Annotated in this window: 18 protein-coding genes and 1 pseudogene; 14 read left to right on the top strand and 5 right to left on the bottom strand. The window is 43.1% G+C overall.

The window, feature by feature from the left end; all coding sequences use genetic code 11:
* Nucleotides 1–235 precede the first annotated feature (235 nt).
* The gene (locus tag AC1DE7_RS19655; protein ID WP_477535011.1) at nt 236–1123 is read left to right on the top strand and encodes a cation diffusion facilitator family transporter; all 888 of its coding nucleotides are present in this window, start codon (nt 236–238) and stop codon (nt 1121–1123) included.
* Nucleotides 1124–1250: 127 nt separating this feature from the next.
* On the opposite strand, the gene AC1DE7_RS19650 is transcribed toward AC1DE7_RS19655, so the two are convergent.
* The 4 genes from AC1DE7_RS19650 to AC1DE7_RS19635 all read right to left on the bottom strand — a co-directional run bounded on the left by AC1DE7_RS19650 (nt 1251) and on the right by AC1DE7_RS19635 (nt 5018).
* Nucleotides 1251–1721, bottom strand: coding sequence for a ferritin family protein (locus AC1DE7_RS19650; RefSeq protein ID WP_127548746.1), 471 nt, complete (start codon nt 1719–1721; stop codon nt 1251–1253).
* A gap of 106 nt (nt 1722–1827) precedes the next feature.
* Nucleotides 1828–2268 carry a CBO0543 family protein gene (locus AC1DE7_RS19645; RefSeq protein ID WP_477535010.1) on the bottom strand — a complete coding sequence of 147 codons (441 nt, stop codon included), beginning with the start codon at nt 2266–2268 and terminating at the stop codon, nt 1828–1830.
* Nucleotides 2269–2518: 250 nt separating this feature from the next.
* Nucleotides 2519–3895 (bottom strand): MmgE/PrpD family protein, encoded by a 1377-nt coding sequence (locus AC1DE7_RS19640; RefSeq protein ID WP_477535046.1) that lies wholly within the window; start codon nt 3893–3895, stop codon nt 2519–2521.
* 163 nt (nt 3896–4058) lie between these two features.
* On the bottom strand, nt 4059–5018 hold the full coding sequence (locus AC1DE7_RS19635) for a LysR family transcriptional regulator (RefSeq protein WP_477535009.1): 960 nt from the start codon (nt 5016–5018) through the stop codon (nt 4059–4061).
* 232 nt (nt 5019–5250) lie between these two features.
* Between AC1DE7_RS19635 and AC1DE7_RS19630 the strand changes: the two genes are divergently transcribed.
* From AC1DE7_RS19630 to AC1DE7_RS19615, 4 genes are read left to right on the top strand one after another with little or no spacing between them, the layout of a single operon-like run.
* The gene (locus AC1DE7_RS19630; protein WP_477535008.1) at nt 5251–5808 is read left to right on the top strand and encodes a DJ-1 family glyoxalase III; all 558 of its coding nucleotides are present in this window, start codon (nt 5251–5253) and stop codon (nt 5806–5808) included.
* Between the two features lie 12 nt (nt 5809–5820).
* A complete protein-coding gene (locus tag AC1DE7_RS19625) occupies nt 5821–6375 on the top strand; it encodes a DJ-1 family glyoxalase III (protein ID WP_036615521.1) in 555 nt (184 codons plus the stop codon).
* A 27-nt stretch (nt 6376–6402) separates the two neighbouring features.
* On the top strand, nt 6403–8304 hold the full coding sequence (locus AC1DE7_RS19620; RefSeq protein WP_477535007.1) for a glucose PTS transporter subunit IIA: 1902 nt from the start codon (nt 6403–6405) through the stop codon (nt 8302–8304).
* Nucleotides 8305–8315: 11 nt separating this feature from the next.
* Complete coding sequence (locus AC1DE7_RS19615) at nt 8316–9731, top strand: 6-phospho-beta-glucosidase (RefSeq protein WP_477535006.1); 1416 nt, start codon at nt 8316–8318, stop codon at nt 9729–9731.
* Between the two features lie 113 nt (nt 9732–9844).
* Here AC1DE7_RS19615 and AC1DE7_RS19610 read toward each other — a convergent pair whose 3' ends face one another.
* Nucleotides 9845–11203: an alkaline phosphatase gene (locus tag AC1DE7_RS19610; protein ID WP_289389205.1), complete on the bottom strand. Its 1359-nt coding sequence runs from the start codon at nt 11201–11203 to the stop codon at nt 9845–9847.
* Between the two features lie 357 nt (nt 11204–11560).
* On the opposite strand from AC1DE7_RS19610, the gene AC1DE7_RS19605 reads away from it, so the two are divergent.
* The 9 genes and pseudogenes from AC1DE7_RS19605 (at nt 11561) to AC1DE7_RS19565 (ending at nt 22603) form a co-directional block, all read left to right on the top strand.
* On the top strand, nt 11561–13375 hold the full coding sequence (locus AC1DE7_RS19605) for a glycoside hydrolase family 43 protein (protein ID WP_477535005.1): 1815 nt from the start codon (nt 11561–11563) through the stop codon (nt 13373–13375).
* A 233-nt stretch (nt 13376–13608) separates the two neighbouring features.
* Nucleotides 13609–13923 carry an ArsR/SmtB family transcription factor gene (locus AC1DE7_RS19600; protein ID WP_036615511.1) on the top strand — a complete coding sequence of 105 codons (315 nt, stop codon included), beginning with the start codon at nt 13609–13611 and terminating at the stop codon, nt 13921–13923.
* On the top strand, nt 13920–16388 hold the full coding sequence (locus AC1DE7_RS19595) for an FAD-dependent oxidoreductase (protein WP_477535004.1): 2469 nt from the start codon (nt 13920–13922) through the stop codon (nt 16386–16388). Before AC1DE7_RS19600 ends, AC1DE7_RS19595 begins: the two co-directional genes overlap by 4 nt.
* Before the next feature lie 253 nt (nt 16389–16641).
* Entirely contained in the window at nt 16642–17460 is an 819-nt protein-coding gene (locus AC1DE7_RS19590) for a MerR family transcriptional regulator (protein WP_477535003.1), read from the top strand.
* Nucleotides 17461–17484: 24 nt separating this feature from the next.
* Nucleotides 17485–18657, top strand: a complete 1173-nt coding sequence (locus AC1DE7_RS19585; protein WP_477535002.1) for an MFS transporter — start codon at nt 17485–17487, stop codon at nt 18655–18657.
* Between the two features lie 229 nt (nt 18658–18886).
* Nucleotides 18887–19471 carry a TetR/AcrR family transcriptional regulator gene (locus tag AC1DE7_RS19580; protein ID WP_477535001.1) on the top strand — a complete coding sequence of 195 codons (585 nt, stop codon included), beginning with the start codon at nt 18887–18889 and terminating at the stop codon, nt 19469–19471.
* 158 nt (nt 19472–19629) lie between these two features.
* Nucleotides 19630–20512, top strand: a pseudogene (locus AC1DE7_RS19575) (NAD(P)-dependent oxidoreductase).
* Between the two features lie 28 nt (nt 20513–20540).
* A complete protein-coding gene (locus tag AC1DE7_RS19570) occupies nt 20541–21593 on the top strand; it encodes an LLM class flavin-dependent oxidoreductase (RefSeq protein ID WP_289389210.1) in 1053 nt (350 codons plus the stop codon).
* 56 nt (nt 21594–21649) lie between these two features.
* Nucleotides 21650–22603: an alpha/beta hydrolase gene (locus tag AC1DE7_RS19565; protein ID WP_253508679.1), complete on the top strand. Its 954-nt coding sequence runs from the start codon at nt 21650–21652 to the stop codon at nt 22601–22603.
* Nucleotides 22604–22861 lie beyond the last annotated feature (258 nt).

The following is a 22861-nucleotide window of genomic DNA, read 5'->3' as shown; positions in this document are numbered from 1 at the left end:
TCTTTTTGTCTAAGTGCAAGAAAGTGTGGTTACAAGGGAAGGCTGTTGGCCACCTTCCTCTTACCACCCATTAATCACTTAAGTTTGCCAAATCCAACTTTTTTGGATGCTTGTAAAAAAATTGCCGCGTTCAGATTATGTTTCGTCACACTCAAAACGTTTCTCTAGACCCACACAAATCTTCAATGGTACCATCATACACGTGCTTGAATTGAAGATTGCAGGAGGATATCATGTGGATCAACTTAAATACGATAATCTAAAGCTGGGGGAGCGCGGAGCTATCATCAGCATTATCGCCTACATATGTTTGACCGTATTAAAACTGATCGTTGGCAATATGGCCGGATCAGAAGCACTCAAGGCGGATGGATTAAACAATGCCACCGATATTGTGGCCTCAATAGCTGTACTGATCGGTTTGAAGCTTGCCCAACGCCCAGCAGACACAGATCATACATATGGTCACTGGAGAGCAGAGACCGTTGCGTCACTTGTTGCTTCTTTCATTATGATGGCAGTAGGTTTACAAGTACTGTTTCAAGCCATTGGTTCTGTGTTTCAGGGTAAACATGAATCTCCGGATATCATCGCTGGGTACACAGGCATTTTCTGCGCGGTTGTCATGTATCTGGTCTATCGCTATAACAAGAGACTTGCTACTCGTATTAAAAGTCAGGCAGTCATGGCTGCAGCTCGAGATAATATCTCCGATGCCTGGGTGAGCACCGGTACGGTCATTGGGATCGTGGGTTCCCAGTTCGGCCTCCCATGGCTGGACCCTGTAACGGCTGTCATTGTAGGTTTCCTGATCTGCAAGACCGCTTGGGACATTTTCAAGGAAGCCACACATCATCTGACGGATGGTTTTGATGTTGAACTGATTCAGGAGTACAAAAAAACGATTGCCGGAATTGACAGCGTAGAGACAGTTAAAGACGTGAGAGCGCGGAATTATGGCAATAACGTTGTAGTAGACGTTGTCATAACAGTCCATGCTGAGCTGGATCTTCAACAAGCACACGATATCTGTACAGACGTGGAGAACGAGTTAATGGAGGAACATGACGTATACACCGTTCACGTTCATGTGGAACCTGATACGTTGGAAGAGTGCATTTAAACTCAGGATTATAAAGAGCGACTCGGCAAAGCAAAAAAACCAGTGAGCTTTACTCATTCACTGGTTTTTTACTGCTTTCAATTGTTCATTTTTAAAAGAATACGCACGTTTTTCATCCCATACATGACTATCTCGGCAAATTGTAGGTAATCAGATTGTTATATTTATCCGCATGTTTCTGTTCGTCCAGGATGATTCCCCAAACCGTGTCTTTATATATGCCATAAGGGAGACCAAACCATATTTTTCTATACTTTTCCACGGCGGCCAATTCACCCTGAAACGCCTTTTGCAGTCCGGCGAGATAAGAGGTGACCGTCTCAACTGGCTCACTGCTTACGCCCGAAATCTCTTGACCTGTCAGATCCTTGTACATTTGACGGAACATTTGATTATGTCCTCGTTCATCATTGCGGATGCTCGTGATGATGGCAGCCTGATTGGCATCAGGTGACAACTGAATCAGTGAATCATAGAACACCTCATCGTTTCGTTCTCCTTGCACAGCCGTTTTGATTAATTCAAGTGCTTCGGCTGATGATGTTGCCCATACCGGAGTAAAAGTGTACCTGTAACCATAAGGATATGCCACATACATTACGAATCCCTCCAAGACAAATATGAGTTAAGATATGCACGTATGCCCATCAGCGTTAACCCATATCATCTGTCCTGCCTTATTAGTGAAAAGCTTCAGTAAAACTTCACTTCGTATACCTCAATAGTTTACTGTAACCATAAGCAAGAACAAATGGCAGGAGGTATGACAAAAAGGTCCAAAGAATGTTCCATCCATTAAAATAAATGACATGCCCCATTATTTTGGCAACCCATTCGATTAATGTCAGCGACAATGATGCAACAAAAATCGCCAACCATGGCTTGGCGCCTTTTTCTAAAATCATATACATCATCAAACAGCCGGCAATCGGATAGATTCCAAGATCCATTGGAAGAGCAGCCAAGGATTGATTATGAGTATTCGGAAGAATATTCCAGAAGTAATTAAACCCGATATTGTTGATGGATGCTGAAATAGCCACACCAAGTGGATAATATAGAATAAGGATTGTAAAGTTCCGACGCAGAATCCATACACCCAATATAATGGGAATGACCATACCCAACAGAATGTTTCCTAACATGCCATTTTCCTCCAAAGCTTTGTTACTTCTGTAGTTTCACTATAAGCGGCATCAGCATTTATCGGATTTCTCTCACTTCAATACAAGTGGTGTTGTATAAGTTAACCAACTTCATGGGATATAATGCATATTAGCAAATTCGAAATAGGCATGTGTGAGTCCAAACGTTAAAAAGGCCGCTTATCCAACAAGGGTAAGCGACCTTTTTTAGCGCATTTAGTAAACTTACATTAATGCAGTTTAAATTCGTTTAGAAACGGAGCAGCTTATCAACATGATTCATATGTTCCAGATTACGAATAAACTCGAATCGTTCTTGTTTGTTTCCATCAAAAGGTGTGCCTGCAAGAAATCGATTGAATTTCTGTTCAAGCATATTCCAGCCAAACGGAGTTTCCATATCGCCTAGAGGTACAGGCATCCACCGTTCATATATATTGCCATCATGTGTTGTTATAACAACATGGGCAGCGCAAAAATGAGTTGGATGATCAGCCAGATATTGCTGCACTTCATCATCCAGGGTTACTGTAATTTTTTGCACCAGCTCCTGAACCTCTGGATCGGTGAAGCTATTGAATATTAATTCCTCTGAGTCCATACGACCGTATTTGAGAGCCACGGCTGAAGTGAATTGTGTGCTGGCCTGTGCTCCGATTGCGGTCTTGGGCTTAGGATTTGTCAGACGATATACAAATGAAGAGGTCCTCACATCAACAGACTTGATCTTGGATGGTGTTAAACTATAGTCTTCACGAAGTTCCAACATAGCATCCAGAGTGGCGTGTAATCCACGCTGGCAGGCATGACGTTTGAAATAAATGTAAGTCACTTTAAAATCAGTTCCCAGTCCTTCCAGCACATGACTTGTGTCACAATGCCCGCTTGTTCCTTTGAAGGCCTGGAAGAATCCATATTTTCCTTCCAAAGCTGCATCAGGACCCGTGAAACCACAGAATGCCAGTCTCACGGCCCTTAATCCGGTCAATGCCGCCCAGCCACTGCATAAAATTTTCCCTGAAGTTCCATCATTCTGATATTCAATCAAACCTCCTGTGAAAAGAGAAGCAATTCCCATTGCATCCTTGGTCTGCTTGGTATCTGCATTTGTTAATTTACTTACCAAGGCCGCTGCTGCGACAGCGCCGCATACCCCGGTAGCATCAAACCCTCTTTCCCGGTACATAAATGGATTGATCGCTTCGCCTAACCGAGCATATACGTCATAAGCCGCAACAATGGCGGTGATCATCTGTTTCCCATCGTTTCGGTGAAGCTGAGCCATACTTAGCAGGAGCGGAACAAGCACAGATCCAGGGTGGCCCATGGCGTGGCGATAGCCGTCATCCAGGTCTGCACAACGTGCCATCATGGTATGAATAAAGACAGCATGATCTGTGCTAGTGCGAACATCCTGTTCACCAATCAATGAGACCAAGTCTTCATTTTTAATAATAGAGTCTGCCAATCTTGCATATTCCAAAATGCGTTCACTTGTTTCAGAGTATCGACCAAATACCATATTACCGTAAGAGTCCAGTATTACCTGTTTACCTACTTCGATAGCCCTCTCTGAGAGATCCTCATATTGAAGACGGGTTATGTAGTTGGCAAGTTCTACAATCATATGATTCACAACAGTTCACCTCGTTATTTTGACTTCAATCCGCAAATACACGGGAAGTTTACATAACAAAAATATAAAGTTGGCATGATGTTGAACTCAAGCACAAGTTAACTGCACTAACTCAACTTTTGTATGCACATAAGTAATTGAACGCCAATATGATTCAATTGCTTTGATGTAATGAAGGCGTGCAATAACGTTTAACTATTTTTTTTAAATCCTCTACGTATGAGGGGAAAATTTTAGATTTGTGATAGATCAATGCAAGCGGGTGAAGATAAGAAAAATCAGCGATTGGAAATACATGAAGGTGAGAATTCGTATGATTAGACTCATTTAATGCATGAATCCCTGAAAGATACATCGTTAATGAAAAACTGGCCGCGTAATCCTCAGCACACAAAAGGTGATGGATATCCGGTTGCGTCAATTCGTTAATACAATGCAGGGATATGTTACGTTCAGAGAGGTGTTTATCGAGCAAAATACGGGAATTGAAGTTTTTCTTATTCAGAACAAAGGGGACATGTTGAAACAGACTCAAATCCGCACCCTGATTAAATGTTTCGATGCACTCGGGATATTGATCAGGGAAATACTGCTTGAGCAAATTGTCCGAGATTACCATGTACATCTGCTCAAGCAGAATCGTTTCATACTTTACATTTTGCGTTACGATATTGTCCACACCCGAGAGAAACAGATCCAGTGAATTGTTTAACACCATCTCCTGCATTTGCGGTGAGGTTGTACGATGAATTTTAAGCTCCACTTTGGGATGCAGGGCATAAAATTCTTTTAATAATTTCGGCACGATAATGGGATAGCGCCCTTCGGTAACGCCAAAATGAATCGTGCCTGACTTATCCTCTTTAAGATCAGTAAGTTGATTCTCCATATTTAGATCCAGCAACTCAATTTGACGTAGCGTATCTTGCATAATTTTCCCCGCTGCTGTCAGCGCAATTTTAGGTTTTCTTTCGAAGAACGCAACACCATGTTTTTCTTCCAAGCTTTTTAGGTATTTGCTGAGTGATTGATGGGAAATATATAGTCGTTTCGCTGCATTGGAAATGTTTAACTCTTCGGACAGAACCAAAAAATATTTATAGTTATTAAGCATGCATACCTCCTGAGGTAATCTTTTGTGTGACTCTGATGTAAACACTATAGATGCAACACGGTTAAAGATCATCATACTGCAACTATTAGTTACATACAAGCAATCTAAATGTGCTTTGGGGTTGCGAATATCTATGATAAATTATGAATGTATTCACGATGTCCATAGCGGTGTAAGCGTGAGCAATATGCAAATGTCTGCTCCAAAATATAATTAACAGGAGGTTATGTGCGTGAGTAAAGTTGCAGTTCTATTAGCAGAAGGATTTGAAGAAAGTGAGACCCTGACGATTGTTGATATTTTGAGAAGAGCACATATCGAATGTCACATGATTAGTACAGCGGGTGAAATGGTTCGTGGTAGTCATGACATCGTGGTCAAGGCTGATGCGCTTATCAGTGAAGATGTTAAAACCTACGATATGATTGTACTCCCTGGAGGAATGCCTGGGGCCGCTAATCTTCGTGATGATGACCGTGTAATTCAACTTATTCAGGAAATGAATCAGTCCGGCAAATATGTAGCAGCCATGTGTGCGGCACCTCTTGCACTAGCCAAAGCAGGTGTGTTGGATAACAAAAATTTCACAGCTTATGTAGGTTATGATCAGAAAATTGAAACCAGCGGTACTTTTAAAGAAGATATTGTTGTTAAAGATGGAAATCTGATTACAAGCCGCGGCCCCGCGACGTCTTATGCTTTCGCTTTTGCATTAGTGGATGCCTTAGGCGGAGACAGTATGGCTGTCAAAAATCGTATGGTATATTTCAATGCATTTGATGCTGAATAGGAGGGAACTGAAATGACGAATAAAGTAGCAGTATTGATGGCGGAAGGTTACGAAGAGGGAGAAACGCTGACGATTGTTGATATTTTGAGAAGAGCTGGATTAACCTGTGACACGTTTTATTTTGGCGATAAGCTGGTTAAGGGCATGCACGGCATCTTTGTAGAAGCAGACAAACCTTTTGGCGAAGAAGTAAAGCAGTATGACATGATCGTTCTGCCGGGAGGCCGCCCAGGTGGACAAAACCTGAAGGAAAATCCGGATGTGATTGACATGGTGCAGTACTTCAATCAGAACAATAAGTACATTGGCGCAATGTGTTCCGGTACGGTGGTACTGTCCGATGCAAAGGTCATTGAGGGCAAACAGGTAACAGGTTATGTAGGGTACGCTGAGAAATTGATTGGCGGCATCTTCAAGGATGAAGTCGTCGTAGCTGACCAGAATCTCGTTACAAGCCAAGGGCCTGCAACACCTTATCCATTTGCATACAAAATTGCAGAAATCTTCGGCAAAGATACATCAGGCCTACGTGAAAAGATGTTATACAACTTTGCCGGAGGCAAGTAAAGACAGCTAAGAGGGCGGGGGAATCATATGAAAACAGAGGAATTGGCTAAGGAGATTATCGCTAACATTGGACAGGATAATATTACGTATGCCACGCATTGTGCAACCAGATTGAGATTCAACGTAAAAGATGAGTCTCAGGTTAACTTGAAAGCGCTTGATCGACTGGAAGGTGTCTTGCGAGCCCAGTTTAACAGCGGTCAGTTACAGATCATCATTGGCGCAAAAGTGAAAAGCGTTTTTGACGCAGTAAGTGAAAAGCTTGACTTGGAAAATCAGGACATTGAAGTGAAAGCAGTACAACAAAAAAAGAATGTGATTTCCCGAGTCGTGGAAACGGTGGCAGGTATATTCGGGCCAGTCATTCCAGTGTTGATTGGGTGCGGTATGGTGAAGTCTGTGCTTGCAATCCTGACGACAATGAATCTTCTTGAGACAACAAGTGGTGCGTACCAAACCTTTAGTCTGATTAGCGATCTTATTTTCTATTTTTTCCCCTTCTTCCTTGCAGTCAGCGCGGCCAAGAAGTTCAAAACCAACGAATATCTGGCTGTGGCCCTTGCCGGGGCTTACATGTATCCCACCATTATGGAAGGTGCAGCAAAAGTGGCAGAGACGGGTGTTACCAGTTTAAGCTTTTTCGGCCTTCCATTATTGCTCGTGAACTATAAATCAACGATCATTCCGATTATTATTTCGGTTTGGGTGATGAGCTACGTCTACCGGTTTGTTAATAAACGAATACCCGATATGTTTAAAATTTTGTTTGTGCCGATGATTGTGTTGTTCATTATGGTTCCACTTGGATTAATTGTTTTCGGACCTTTAGGAACCTACTTCGGCAGTGGAGTTGCTCAAATTGTAACGTATTTGTATACGGTGAATGGCGTCATTGGTGCATTTTTGTTTGGAACATTCAGACCCCTTCTAATTATATTTGGCATGCATTACGCAATTACTCCAATTAACAGCCAGCTCATTGCTGAATATGGATACTCGGTAATTTCACCTGCGAACTTGACTGGAAATTTGGCTCAAGCCGGGGCATGTATTGGTGTATTCCTCTTATTGAAACATAAAGCGAGCAAATCCAGTGCTTTATCCAGTGGTGTAACGGCGATGTTTGGTATTACCGAACCGGCTATCTTCGGATTCAACCTTAAGTACAAGCGCCCATTTATCTGTGCGATGCTTGCAGGAGGTATCGGAGCAGCTTACATCAATTTCTGGGGTGGAGGAGCAACGGCTCTGATTCTGCCAGGTATCCTGGCCTTGCCAACCTATATTGCTGACAGTTATATACACATCATTATCGGGGTAGCAATCAGCATTACGCTTGCACTGGTTGCCGTCTTGATCTGGGGAATTGAAGAAGAGATTCCAGCTCCAGTTACTGCAAGTGTTGGCAATGGAACAGATGGTTCTGCTGCCGCTAATGCGATTGCGGCGACCTCAGAATCTCATGCTTTGACTCGACCAACCGGAACAATGATCATTGGCTCTCCGATTAACGGGATAGTTAAAAATATAACTGAAATCGACGATCCCATCTTTGCTCTGGGGAGCGGTGCTGCAGTTGAATCAATCGACGGCAAAGTATACGCCCCATTTGACGGAAAGGTTGTATCGCTGTTCCCAACCAAACATGCCATTGGACTGATGTCGAATGAGGGTGTGGAGATGCTTGTTCACGTAGGCATTAACACCGTCAAGCTGAAAGGAAAGCATTTCACAGCTTATGTGCAGCAGGATCAGGTGATTAAGCAAGGAGATCTGCTGATCGAATATGATCATGAAGCTATTCGGGCAGCAGGATTTGATACGGTCGTGCCCATCATTATATCAAATACTTTTGAATATCAGAGTGTTGAGCAGATTGCTGAGGATCGGGTTGTCCAAAACGAAGCATTGTTACGCATTCTCGCTTAGAGGTGGTTAATATGAGTAAATTATCTGAAGACTTTCTTTGGGGAGGCGCTGCAGCGGCCAACCAGTTAGAAGGTGGATGGAATGAGGGCGGCAAAGGAGTCAGTGTTGCAGATGTCATGACAGCAGCAACACATGGCTTGGAGCGAAGAATTACACAGGGAATTGAGGAAAATGTATATTACCCTAGTCATCAGGCTAGTGATTTTTATACAAGATACAAGGAAGATATTCAGTTGTTTCATGAGATGGGATTCAAATGCTTTCGAACCAGCATCGCGTGGACTCGGATATTTCCAAACGGAGATGAGACGGAACCGAATGAGGAAGGTCTGCAATTCTATGATGACTTGTTTGACACCTGTTTGGCATACGGGATTCAGCCAGTAGTCACCATATCTCACTTCGAAATGCCATATCATCTAGTGACGGAATATGGGGGATGGCGCAATCGTAAATTGATTGACTTTTACTTAAACTTCTGCGAAGCAGTCTACACCAGATATCGGACAAGGGTTAAGTACTGGATGACGTTTAACGAAATCAATATGATTGTGCGCAAGCCATGGAAGCCGGGAGGTATTCAGTGGAACGATGGGGAAAACAAACTTCAGACCATGTACCAGGCTGCGCATTATATGCTGATAGCCAGTGCCAAAGCAGTCAAGCTTGGTAAAGAGATCAACCCGGACTTTATGATCGGCGGCATGTTCCTTCATCCAACATCATACGCAGCTACATGCGACCCTGATGATGTGCTTGCCCAGGTCAAAAAACTTCAACAAGCTTACTTCTTTCTCGATGTACATGTCAGAGGCAAATATCCACGCTCATATTATGGGTTCCTGAAGCAGCATCAATTGGAAATTGAAACTGCTCCTGAGGATGAATTGATTCTGAGAGAAGGAACCGTAGATTATATCGGATTCAGTTATTACTCCAGCTCTGTCGTTATGGCTAATCCAACCGATCAGGACAAGAGTGAGGGGAATGAAATAAGCGGTTATAAAAATCCGCTCTTGCCTGCCAGTGAATGGGGATGGCAGATTGATCCGGTAGGTCTCCGGATTACATTAAACTGGCTGTATGATAAGTATCAGATCCCGCTATTTATTGTAGAGAATGGTTTAGGCGCAGTGGATACGCTCGAAGAGGATGGGTCAGTGCATGATCCGTATCGGATTGATTACCTTAGACAGCATGTGAGTGAGATGAAAAAAGCCATTCTGGAAGACGGGGTCGAAGTGATAGGTTACACTCCTTGGGGTTGCATTGACCTTGTCAGTGCCGGAACAGGAGAGATGAAAAAGAGATATGGCTTAATCTATGTCGATAAAGACAATGATGGGAAGGGTTCATTAAAGCGAGTTAAAAAAGATTCTTTCTACTGGTATAAAGAATGTATTAAAAGTCAAGGGAAGATAATATAACACTTCGTCAAGTACACGAATGATCAATTAAAAGCCCTTGTCTCCATCGGCAACAACTGGAGACAAGGGCTTAAACTTTTTCAAAGATTAACCGTAATTTATTAGAGATTTTTTTACTGATGCTTGCTGAGAATATCAAATATGATCTTGGCATTATCTGTGTTGTCGATCAAACCGGCGAAGCGATGACTTGCCGGGCCGTAGGCATAGACCGGAACATCTTCACCTGTATGTCCACCTGTTGTCCAGCCCGTAAATGAACGGTTATCAATAATCGCTTCAATGGCATTATCAATTTTTGTTACATCCGCACTTTTGGCTGCTTCTTTCACCGATTGAATCTCTTCAGGTTTCAACTCCAGTTTCAGATAACTTTTCAGTGTTTCTTCAACCGAAGCACCTTTTGCAATTTGTGCTGCCATGAAGTCAGGTGTACGTAGTGCAGCTTTGATCGGGTCTACGAAGAAGTTGTATTCTCCGTCTTTTCCAAGCGTAAGTCCACCTGTGGAGTGGTCGGCAGTAGCTACGACAAGTGTTTCACCGTCTTTTTTGGCAAAATCAATAGCTGCCTGAAATGCTGCTGCGAAATCGTCCATTTCACTCATCGCACCAACGATATCATTATCATGTCCTGCCCAGTCGATCTGGCTGCCTTCGACCATTAGAAAGAATCCTTTGTCGTTCGAACTGAGGCGATCAATCGCTGTATTGGTCATCTCAGCTAATGATGGAGTTGCAGCAGTACGATCAATCAACTTGTCCAGCCCTCCGTCCGCAAACAGTCCAAGAACTTGTTGATTCTTATCTGCAAGGAGAGAGGAACGATCCGTCACATAGCTGAATCCGGCCTTCTGGAACTCCTTCGTCAGATCACGACCCTCGCGTACAAAATTGGATTTCCCTCCACCCAGAAGTACATCCACCTTATGCTTGCCATTAATCAACTCATCATAATAATCGTCCGCAATAGCATCCATATTTTTTCGACTGATATCATGGGCACCAAATGCAGCTGGTGTGGCATGAGTGATCTCCGATGTAGCCACGAGTCCGGTGGCTTTCCCGTTTTCTTTTGCCTGCTCAAGTACGGTTTTGACTTCCTTCTGCTCAGGGTCAACCGCAATGGCCGCATTGTAGGTTTTTACACCTGCCGACATTGCCGTTGCTGCAGAAGCGGAATCCGTCACATTTTGTTTATCATCATCCGGATAGGTCATTTGTGCTCCAACCAGATAAGGGTCGAATACGGTTTTATCCATGCCCTTCGTCGAAGGATCATCTTTCATATAACGGTAGGCGGAAGTATAAGAGGTCCCCATGCCATCCCCAATGAGGAAGATGATGTTCTTGATTTGTTTTTTCTCCACACTTACAGCTTGAACCGCACTTGCTTGTCCTGCAGACAAGAGAGTAGAAGCCGATACAGCCAGAGTCAGCGCTACCGCTGGTAATACTCTTTTGGATAATTTCACAATGATTCCTCCTCGTAATATCTCAACAACAAAAATGAATGCATGAATCTATATTCATTTGTTCATCATTAAAAAGATTAGCATTTATATGTAAATGAACACCAAGAACTTTGTATACTTGAGGTAAAATAAACAAATACGGCGATAACTTTAATTTCTTTGCATGAGGAGCAAGTCAAACATTCCAATCAGGGCAATATATTTCCTGCGAAAGATTCACATGATCTTCTACATACGAGATTACAAAATATACTCATTCCGCTGTTTTTGAAGTATGATACAACATAAGTAGAACGCTTTCATTTTTATATTACTGTTAGTATACAATCAATTTCATTTTCAGGAGGCTCTTTACCATTGACCAAAACAACTCCAAATTATGATGGGTATCTCTTTGTACATTTTATTGGCGAACAACCAGATGGAGAGCAGGTTTATTTCTCTTATAGCGAGGATGGTCTTCACTGGAAGGACCTTAATGGCGGATCACCTGTGCTGTTTTCCGACCTTGGAGAAAAGGGGGTACGGGACCCGTTTCTGGTTCGTTCAGTCAAGGATAATAAATTTTATCTGATTGCTACGGATCTCCGCATCGCAAGCGGCAAAGGATGGTCTCAAGCCGTTAATGCCGGGAGCCGTGACGTAATTGTATGGGAATCCAGCGATCTCGTAAACTGGTCATCCCCATGGAACGTTACACTAGGTGTTGAGGGCGCTGGATGTGTCTGGGCACCAGAAGCTGTGTATGATGAAATGGCAGATGAGTTTCTTGTATTCTGGGCTTCTGCGACGCAGGAACCTCAGGAGCAAGAACGAAAGCAAAAAATATATAGCGCTCGCACAAAAGACTTTCGTACGTTTTCTGCATCGGAAAAATACATTGAACGGGATAATCACATTATAGATACAACGATTCTTCCTGCGGATGGATCTTATTATCGATACTCCAAGGATGAAACAACCAAAAACATACGGGTAGAAAAAGGAGACTCTCTCGACAAAGAGGCGTTTGTTACGCTGCAAGCCCCGGTACTGGAGGCTATGGCAGGAGTGGAGGGACCTCAAATCTTTAAATTCAATGACAGGGAGGAATGGTGCCTGATTGTTGATCGATTTGCTGAAGGCAAGGGTTATCTTCCTCTGCTGACTACGGATCTGGGAAGTGGAGAATTCCGAATCGTCCCTGATGGTGATTTTGATATGGGATCAACTCAGAAGCGGCATGGAAGTGTCCTGCCAATCACAGCTGAGGAGTGCAGCCGGCTTCTCGCGGCTTTTGGGGATGGTCATCAGGTGCTTCCCGGACAATATGCCGATCCTGATGTCGCACAGTTTGGGGATCGCTACTATATGTATCCAACAACAGATGGCTTCGAGGGGTGGTCGGGTACACAGTTTAAGGTGTTTTCTTCTTCAGACCTGAAGCATTGGCAAGACGAAGGCGTGATCCTTGATCTGGGAACAGAGGATGTAGCTTGGGCAACCGGTAATGCCTGGGCACCGGCAATAGCCAACCGTAACGAAAAGTTCTATTTTTATTTCTGCGGCAAAATGCTGAACGGCGACAGTGCCATTGGCGTTGCTGTAGCAGATACACCGATTGGTCCATTCCTGGCCGAGTCGCAACCTTTGATCATAATGGAGCAGTTGAAACGTCTGGGCATTGCTATGGGCCAAGCTATTGATCCCTCCATCTATGTCGAAGATGATGGAAGACCGTATCTGCTATTTGGCAATGGACATGGTGCCATTGTGGAGCTTGGTGAAGACATGATAAGTGTCGTGGAGGACACAATGAGCAATCTGGCGGGCTTGCATGATTTTCGTGAGGCGGTAACTGTGTTAAAGCAGGGGGGACTATACCATTTTACGTGGTCCTGTGATGATACAGGCAGTGAAGACTATCATGTGAATTACGGTACGGCAGAGCAGTTATACGGTCCTATTACCTATCGATACCCAATCCTGAGCAAAAATGTGGAGAAGGGCATGCTGGGCACAGGTCATCACTGTATATTTAATGACTCCGAAACGGGTCAATACCAGATTGCCTATCACCGTTTTGTAACGCCACTATCCAGATTCTCCTCTGGAAAGGGGTATCACCGCGAAATATGTATGGACCCGCTTCTTTTTGGTAAGGACGGACTGATTCAGCCGGTCATACTCTAACATAAGATGTTCAATTAAATCACTATTTTATGAAGACCTGATACAGCATGATTGCCTGTCAAATGTCGCTTTTAGCGATTGTTGGCAGGCATTTTTATCATCCACCTGGAACAAGGCAAAACAGTAGGGTTGAGCGTGTATGGAACTTATTAAACGCATTAACTCCAGAATACATTTGACAGGAGAATCAATAAATCGTATTATTACGATATAACGATTTAGGAGGAATACTTTTGAACACTCCCGCTTTTGACAGCAATAATATTAAACAGTTTGATGAACCAGCTAATCTGCTGAAAGCTTTGTCTCACCCCATTCGTTTATGCATTGTGCGGGGACTGATGATGAAAAAAAAATGTAATGTTTCTTATATGCAGGAATGTCTGGATCTTCCCCAATCAACAGTCTCACAACACCTCCAGAAACTTCGTAGTGCAGGTATTGTTGCTACGGAGCGGAATGGTCTTGAAGTGAACTATGTGCTTGCCGATCAACGGGTTGAACAGATTATCAAAACTTTATTTGAAAAGGATGATTGTGAATCATGAGCAAAAAAGTACTCATTGTTGGCGGTGTAGCTGGAGGTGCATCTGCAGCTGCACGTCTTCGCCGTCTGGATGAACATGCCGAGATTATTATCTTTGAGAAAGGGCCCTACATTTCATTTGCCAATTGTGGTTTGCCTTATTATATAGGTGGCTCAATCGATGATCGAGAGCGTCTGCTGGTGCAAACGCCAAAAGGGATGGCAGATCGCTTTTGTATCGATGTGCGTACAAGAAGTGAGGTTGTAGCTATCGATTCGCAGAAGCGAGTGGTTAAGATACAGTCCCAGGAGCGCGGTGCATATGAAGAAAGTTATGACGAGTTGATATTGTCACCAGGTGCTAAACCGATCATTCCCGATCTGCCGGGCAAGGACAATCCACTAATTTATACCGTACGAAGTATTCCAGATATTGATCGGATCAAAGACCAAGTAAGTTCGTCTAACAACAAGTCTTCGATTGTCATAGGCGGTGGATTTATAGGTGTGGAAATGGCTGAGAATTTAAAGGAAGCTGGTCTGGATGTAACGCTGGTTGAGGGGAACGCACAAGTACTCACACCCTATGATACCGAGTTAGCAGCCGCATTAGCACAGGAAATGGAGAATCATGGTGTAAACCTGCTGTTTTCCAAACGTGTTCAGGGATTTCATTCCTTAGAGCAGGGCATAGGGGTTGAACTTGCCGATGGTCATGTGTTGACAGCTGACATGGTTATTCTTGCGATAGGCGTAACACCAGACACCTATTTTTTGAAAGATAGCGGCGTTTCGCTGGGTGCACGTGGACATATTATCGTAAATGAAGCCTTGGAAAGTAGTGTGCCACATATCTATGCTGTTGGGGATGCGATCGAAGTAACGGAAACCATTCATGGTACGAAGGCAACGATACCACTTGCCGGACCTGCCAACAAACAAGGTCGTATTGTTGCCGACCGTATCGCAGGGCTTCAATCTACCTATAGAGGAACACAAGGTACGTCCATTATCAAAGTATTTGGAATGACCGCAGCGACGACAGGCAGTAATGAAAAAACACTACAGCGTCTCGGCGTGGACTATCAAACCGTGATCGTACACCCTGCTTCTCATGCATCGTATTATCCGGGTTCAAGCGCAATTACTCTTAAACTGCTGTTTACTCCGGAAGGTAAAATTTTGGGCGCACAAGCAGTCGGTTATGATGGAGTGGATAAACGAATTGATGATATTGCTGTAGCCATTCATTTTGGAGGACATGTCCGGGATTTAACAGAGCTTGAACTGAGTTACGCGCCTCCTTATTCGTCTGCCAAAGATCCCGTGAATATGGCTGGATATGCAGCAGAGAATATGATTACCGGACGTGTTCAGACGTTCACCTATAATCAACTGGCTGATCGTCAGCCGGGGCAGTCTATACTTCTGGATGTACGCAGTGAAATTGAGCATCAAAATGGTCATATTCCGGGTTCACTCTCTATTCCAGTTGATGAGCTTCGTCAACGTTTAGATGAATTAGACCGATCCAAAGAAATCTGGCTATACTGTCAAGTCGGCTTACGTGGTTACACTGCTTCGCAAATTTTGCGTCAGCATGGTTTTAGCGTAAAAAACTTGAGTGGTGGTTATAAAACATACCGTCAAGCCCAGTTTAATCCTGCTCCATTTACTACTGCAAAACAAGATCATCATGATTCTGCGGTGGACGTTAAGGAAAAAAAGTCTATTCCCTCTGAGTCGATACAACCGCAACGTATTGATCATGAGTTGAACGTTTGCGGATTAAGTTGTCCTGGTCCCCTAATTCAGGTTAAGCAGAAAATGGATCAACTCTCATACGGAGAAACCCTTCGCGTGAAAGCTTCCGATCCAGGATTCTATGAAGATGTTAAAGCATGGGCGACAATGTCGGGTTCCACAATCTTGCAGTTGGAAAGACTGAAAGGCGGTACAATTGAGTCTGTCATTGCCAAAAATACAGCACAACCCGTATCCAATGCCCCAATCAGCGATCCTGCCAGCACGATGGTTGTTTTCAGTGGTGATCTGGACAAAGCGATCGCTTCACTCATTATTGCAAATGGGGCAGCAGCCAGTGGACGGAAAGTAACCCTATTTTTCACGTTTTGGGGATTGAGTATTATTCGCAAGCAGCAACCGCAGAAGTTATCCAAAACCATGATCGGCCGTATGTTTGATATGATGTTACCTCGCGGGAGCCAGAAGCTTGGCATGTCCAAAATGAATATGCTCGGAGCAGGCCCGAAGATGATCCGTGGTTTGATGAAAAAACATCATGTGCCTTCGTTGGAAGAATTGATAGAGAGCGCAATTGCACAAGGAGTAGAGATCGTTGCCTGCCAAATGTCTATGGATTTAATGGGAATTCAGCGTGAAGAATTAATAGATCAAGTCAAAATTGGTGGTGTGGGTTACTATCTTGGACAAGCATCACAGGCCAATCATAATCTGTTTATTTAAAAATTAGTAATGCTGAACAGCTAAATTGAATGAGTACCGAGAAGATGCCACCATGCGTGGCATTTTTTTGTTCAAAAATAATGAACGTTTCATTCAAAAACGGTTCTTTGACTTACATTTAACAGCAACATAGAGTGATGACAAGGACGGTGGTTGATTTTAGCTAGGCAAATGAGAAGCATATACACCCTTGACTTTCCCCTGTACGGGAAACTATATACTCGCATTAGGTTAAAAGATTGGAGATGATATGTTGTTCAAAATCAGTGCGTTTTCCAGGCTAAGTAGGGTCTCATTAAAAACACTGCGTTATTATGACCAGATTGGCATACTTAAGCCGAGAAAGGTAGATCACGATACGGGTTACCGTTACTATTCCGCAGATCAGCTTCTCGAGCTCAACCGAATCTTCATTTATAAAGAATTGGGGTTCACGTTGCCACAAATCACACAGCTGTTACAGGAACATATTACATTGGAGAATATTCAAGGCATGTTTAAGCTAAAAAGAAGCGAAATTCAGCGGATTATCGATACGGAACAAGCCAAACTTGTCCGGATTGAGGAACGCATGCAGCTTATAGAGGAAGAGGGGCACGTCGAAACTGGGCAAGAAATCCGAATCAAAGAGGAAGGTGCTCGGCAGTTTCTTTTTCAGACAGGGTGCGGGAGGGAAGAGGAGATCCCGAGTTTATTTCATCAGTTTGATCAATCATTAACAAAAGAAATGCGCCAACTGATCAACGGACCTCAGGTTGTTTTGTGGAAAGAAATCGCAGGACAAGAGGAAGAGTTCGAGTTTGAAATAGGTTACTTCTTAAACTGTGAGCTGCGATCACCTCCCGACCCATTTCAACTGCGGACTCTTCCTGCCGAGCCCATGATGGCCACCATAGCTTATCGTTCCAATGCCACCTTTGCCTGTAAAGCCTGTGTTCATCTAGCTACATGGATTGAGAATAATAACTATCAGATCAAGGAGAACGGAGCTGGTAGGGAATTATATTTACCCTTATCTCAAGAACAAGATGTACAGTTTATAGAAATACAAATTCCAATACTAAATAGATAACTAGAGAAGACGGAGTGGATTAAAGTGAAAAATAAATGGATTATATATATCTTGGCATTGGCTGTTTTTCTGATTGGAACCCTTGAATACATTATTACAGGAGTCATTGAAATGATCGCCTCAGACTTGAGCGTATCTACTTCCGAAGTGGGTTTACTGGTGACTGTATTCGCTCTGGCAGCGGCCATTATCGCTCCGATTCTCATTGCAATTACAATAAATATGGATCGCAAGAAGTTACTGTTGTCCGCCCTCAGTGTGTTTATTGCCAGCAACGGACTTATGCTTGTTGACCTTTCTTATGAAACTTTACTATGGGTGCGAATTATTCAAGGGGCTAGCGGAGGAGTGGCTACCGTAGTAGCGATGGCCGTATCGACACGACTGGTTGAAAAAGAAAAAAGGGGCAATGCCATCGGCATCATTTTGATGGGGCTAAGCAGTTCGCTAGTGCTCGGTGTCCCATTGGGCACATTTTTTAGTGAAATGTTTGGATGGAGAGTTCTATTTATATTCATTGGATTGTTAAGTGTTCTTCCATTACTTATTATCTACAAAAAGGTTCCGGCAATCAAAGAGGAAGAAAAGATCACGCTCGGAATGCAGCTCTCCATTTTGAAAAATCCACTCATTCTGACTGCCTTGCTTATTACGTTATTGTATATCGGCGGTTATTCTACACTGTTCACGTATATTACGCCTTTCTTACAAGCTACGTCTTCTCTTTCCATGACCGAGATAAGCGGTGTTCTGTTTCTCGCGGGAATTTGCAGCTTTGTCGGATCAAAAGTGGGCGGACAATTGGCAGATGCAAAGGGATCAAAGTTTACAATTTGTCTAGGCCTTCTGTTACAAGGAATAACTCTTCTTTTGTTTGCTCTAGCTGGAGTTAATCTTATGATGTTGATCTTGGTTTTAATGATTTTTATGTTAGCAACGTGGAGCATATCTCCGGCCCAGCAACTATATCTGGTTACACTGGCACCTCGTAATCCCGACATTGCCCTTAGCGTAAATACGTCGTTTATCCAGTTTGGTTTTGCACTGGGATCTGGATTAGGTGGGGTTGTGATCAGTCGTACATCTGTCCTGTATTTAAATTGGTTGGGGTTTGGAGCTGTAGGAATTGCTTTACTTCTTGCCATACTGCTATTTAAGAAATCGAGAAGCAGGACTGGAACTCCAGATCCAGTGTAATTTCAGTGATGGGTAATTCTTGCTTATGAGTAAAATAAAAAGAGGATCTCTTCAGCATTCACTGCTCAAGAGATCTTTTTGGTGTATAACAAAGTTAATATTTTTGGAGTTAGATGTAAAATATAGCTCATATATTATTCAATGGATAAATTTTTAATAACGATTAACAACCGGCAAGATTCTTTTCTGGACTGATCAGTTCAGATATGTTATATTTCTGAAACGGGAGGTGTTACCTATCGCCAGGACTAAAGAATTTGACAAAAATCAAGCGTTACACGAAGCGATGCTGTTGTTTTGGAAAAAAGGATACGAGGCTGCTAGTATACCGGATTTACTGGAAGTGATGGGCATTAGCCGATCCAGCCTTTATGATACGTTTTCCGACAAGCAAACCTTGTACAGAGATGCCCTGGAGCATTATAAAAAAGGGAGTTCCAATAAACAGACTATTCTTGAACAAGCGTCCAACGTTAGAGAAGGAATTCTTCAATTTTTTGAGTATCATATTGCTTCAGCATACGATACCAGCCTACCGGGCGGATGTTTTGTAACAAATACAGCAACAACATTGGAGTCACCAGATGAACAGATAAATGTCTTGATACAGACTAGTTTTTCGGATTTGGAACAAGCATTTTGCGAGCTTTTGGAAAAGGGCCAACAATCGGGAGAGATAGATAAAACAACAGATATCAAAACATTGTCTTATTTATTGCTGAATTTACATCAAAGCATAAATATTATGGCCAAAACAGGTCAAAATCCAGAACGTGCAAAAGAAATGCTTAGCTTTGTAATTGCAGGGATATAATTTTTTTAGCAATATTGGAATGATTGTTCCGTTATTATAATCCTCATATTTTGAAGGTGCCATTTGAAGAGTATCTGCAAGACCATAATTTTTTTAATCATTCTGGAACATTCATTCCGTTATCGAAACAATCCATCAACAATAAGGAGATGCAACCAATGAAGGTATCGTTTATTGGACTTGGAAATATGGGGCTTCCAATGGCACGAAACCTGTTGAAAGCGGGTTATGAATTAGTCATCTTTAATCGGACCGCTGAAAAAGTTGAACCATTAATAAAACAGGGAGCACGGTATGTCCAAACACCACTAGAGGCAGCGAAAGAAAGCAATCTTGTAATTACCATGTTATCTGATGATGCTGCTTTGAGAGAAATTGTTGAGGAACCAAATGGAGTTCTGAACGGATTATCTGAAAATGGAATTCACGTATCTGCCAGTACAATCAGCGTAGATCTGGCTCGGAAATTATCCGCTTTGCATGCGGAGAGACACCAGCACTTTGTGTCTGCCACCGTAATGGGGCGCCCGGATGCCGCTAAAGCAGCTACATTGCGCATTATTTTAGCTGGTCCTGAACATGCAAGACAACGAGTACTTCCCATGTTAACAGCACTAGGTCAAGAGATATTTGAGATCGGGGATCGTGGCGAAGAAGGTAACATTGTCAAAATAGGCGTTAACTTTCTAATTGCTTCAATGCTGGAAGCTTTGTCGGAAGCGCAGCTCATGGTTGAAAAGCACGGCATTAAGCCGTCCCAATATATGGATGTTGTGAATGCTCTTTGTGAATGCTCTTTTTCAATCTCCGGTATATCAGAACTATGGCTCGATCATGACTGAACAGCGCTTTGAACCAGCCGGTTTTAAAATGAAGCTCGGGTTAAAGGATGTTGCATTAGCTATCGAGGCAGCCAAGTCAGTTCAAGCTCCACTACCTTTAGGTCAGCTTATTCATCAACACCTCTCTGATGGAATTACCCATGGTTATGGTGAGTTGGATTGGACGGCTTTAATCCGTTGTCTTGAGCATTCCTCTTAAGGAAAGAAAATATAAGGAGAGATTAATTATGGAAATAGGTGTTACTTCATTCGTAGAAACAAAGCCTGATACTAAGACCGGAGTTGTGATGAGTCACGCTCAGCGATTGCGAGAAGTCGTGGAAGAAATCGTCCTTGCAGATCAGGTAGGACTTGATGTGTTTGGCATAGGTGAGCATCATCGTGATGATTATGCCGCATCTTCACCAGCAATGGTGTTGTCCGCTGCGGCGCCCCTCACAAAACGGATTCGATTGACAAGTGCTGTGACGGTCCTATCTTCAGCAGATCCTGTCCGTGTGTTTCAGGATTTTGCCACGCTTGACGGTCTCTCCAATGGACGTGCCGAGATTATAGCGGGTCGAGGTTCCTTCATTGAGTCCTTTCCACTGTTTGGTTATAACCTGCATGACTACGAGGATTTATTTAATGAAAACATTGAACTGCTTCTTAAATTACGGGAATCCGAGAAAGTAACTTGGAGTGGAGGCCATCGACCAGCGATACATAATCTGGGGGTATACCCGCGGCCTGTTCAGAATTCTATACCTGTATGGATTGGTAGCGGAGGTACTCAGGAGTCTGCCATACGTGCTGGAATTCTAGGTCTGCCACTAGTTCTGGCAATTATCGGTGGTAATCCAACGAAATTTGCGCCACTTGTAGAACTGTATAAAAAGGCGGCAACTCATGCTGGTCATGATGTATCACAGCTTCGGGTAGGTTCACATTCTATCGGATTTGTTGCAGAAGATACGGAAAAAGCCGCAGAACTCTTTTTCCCGTCCACTCAGTACGGCATGAATAAACTCGGCAAAGAGCGGGGGTGGGCATATTACGATCGTTCCAGCTATGACGCTGCCCGTAGCTCTGATGGTGCGTTGTATGTAGGGGATCCGGAAACAGTTGCTCAAAAAATTATTCATCTGCGCAAGCATGTAGGAATTACACGTTTCATGATGTATGTTCCCTTAAGCACGATGCCACATGAGTTGGTAATGCAGGCTATAGAACTGCTCGGTAAAGAGGTTGCACCGCGAGTACGAGAGGAAATTTCCAAGTGGGAAGCTGAAATGAGATAAGGATTAACTAAAAAACATAAATGAACGAATTCATTATTATATTTGGAGGAATTATCATGAGTATTGAGACACGTATATTACCAGAATTAAGAGAGGTATATTCACAATTTCCAGGGTTTGAATTGGAGAAAAATTTAGAGTGGAGCAGAAACTTAGTATCGGCTGCATCGGTGAAAAAATCAGAGCATGTAAACACAACTAGCCGGAAAATTCCGAGGGATGGAGGTGAGATGCTGGTCAAAATTTATGAGCCAGCCGAACGAACGAATGATTTACTACCAGCCATGTTATGGATTCATGGGGGTGGGTACGTGTTAGGACATCCAGATATGGACGACAAATTGTGCGAACGTTTTGTTCAGACAGCAGAATGTATTGTCGTATCAGTCGATTATAGGCTCGCTCCTGAGCACCCTTATCCTGCGGGGATTGAAGATTGTTATGCTGGATTGGTATGGATGACGGAGGAAGCAGCAATGCTTGGCATTGATGTGAATCGGGTTGCGATTGCCGGTGCTAGCGGTGGCGGAGGACTGACAGCAGCACTCGCGCTGATGGCACGTGATAAAGGAGGTCCGTCTATTATCTTCCAAATGCCATTGTATCCGATGTTAGATAATCGTAACATCACGCCATCTAGTCATGAGATTACAGAAGAGGGTTCAATCTGGAACCGAACGGACAACGTGGCTGCTTGGAATATGTACCTTGGTGAGGAGAACGATATCAGTGGAAGTTCTTCTTATGCAATACCTTCGAGAGCAGAGAGCTTGGCCGGATTGCCACCAGCCTATACTTGTGTAGGTCAGCTCGATCTATTCCGAGACGAGACGATGGAGTATGTGGCACGATTAGCACAAGCAGGTGTGGATGTAGAATTTCACCTCTATCCAGGTTGCTTCCACCTTTTCGAAATTCTTGCTCCAGAAACAGAAGTGAGTCAAAGTACTGTTAAGGGTTATATGGATGCAATGGCTCGTGCTCTTCATCCCAATAGAACCCTTAATTAAGGATTGATGAATCAGAACCTTTTAAGTTAAAGAAAATTTATAATAGGAAACTTTATGTCAGAAGAAGTCACTAAATTAGTGACTTCTTTTGTTTGGAGATATAAGTATAGATAAATAATCCAAAAAGTTCGAAATGGGGTTAAGCTCCAGGATTCCAATCAGGAAGACTCTTGGATTTGGTCTTTCCAATGTATGTCATTATAAGGTATCACAATATGATAATTGATCAATCATGCTTGAGAATATGTCATTGCATCA

This window comes from Paenibacillus sp. 10L310, assembly GCF_056395745.1.
Note: the sequence above shows the minus strand (reverse complement) of the source record. Positions and strands in the feature narration are given on the sequence as shown.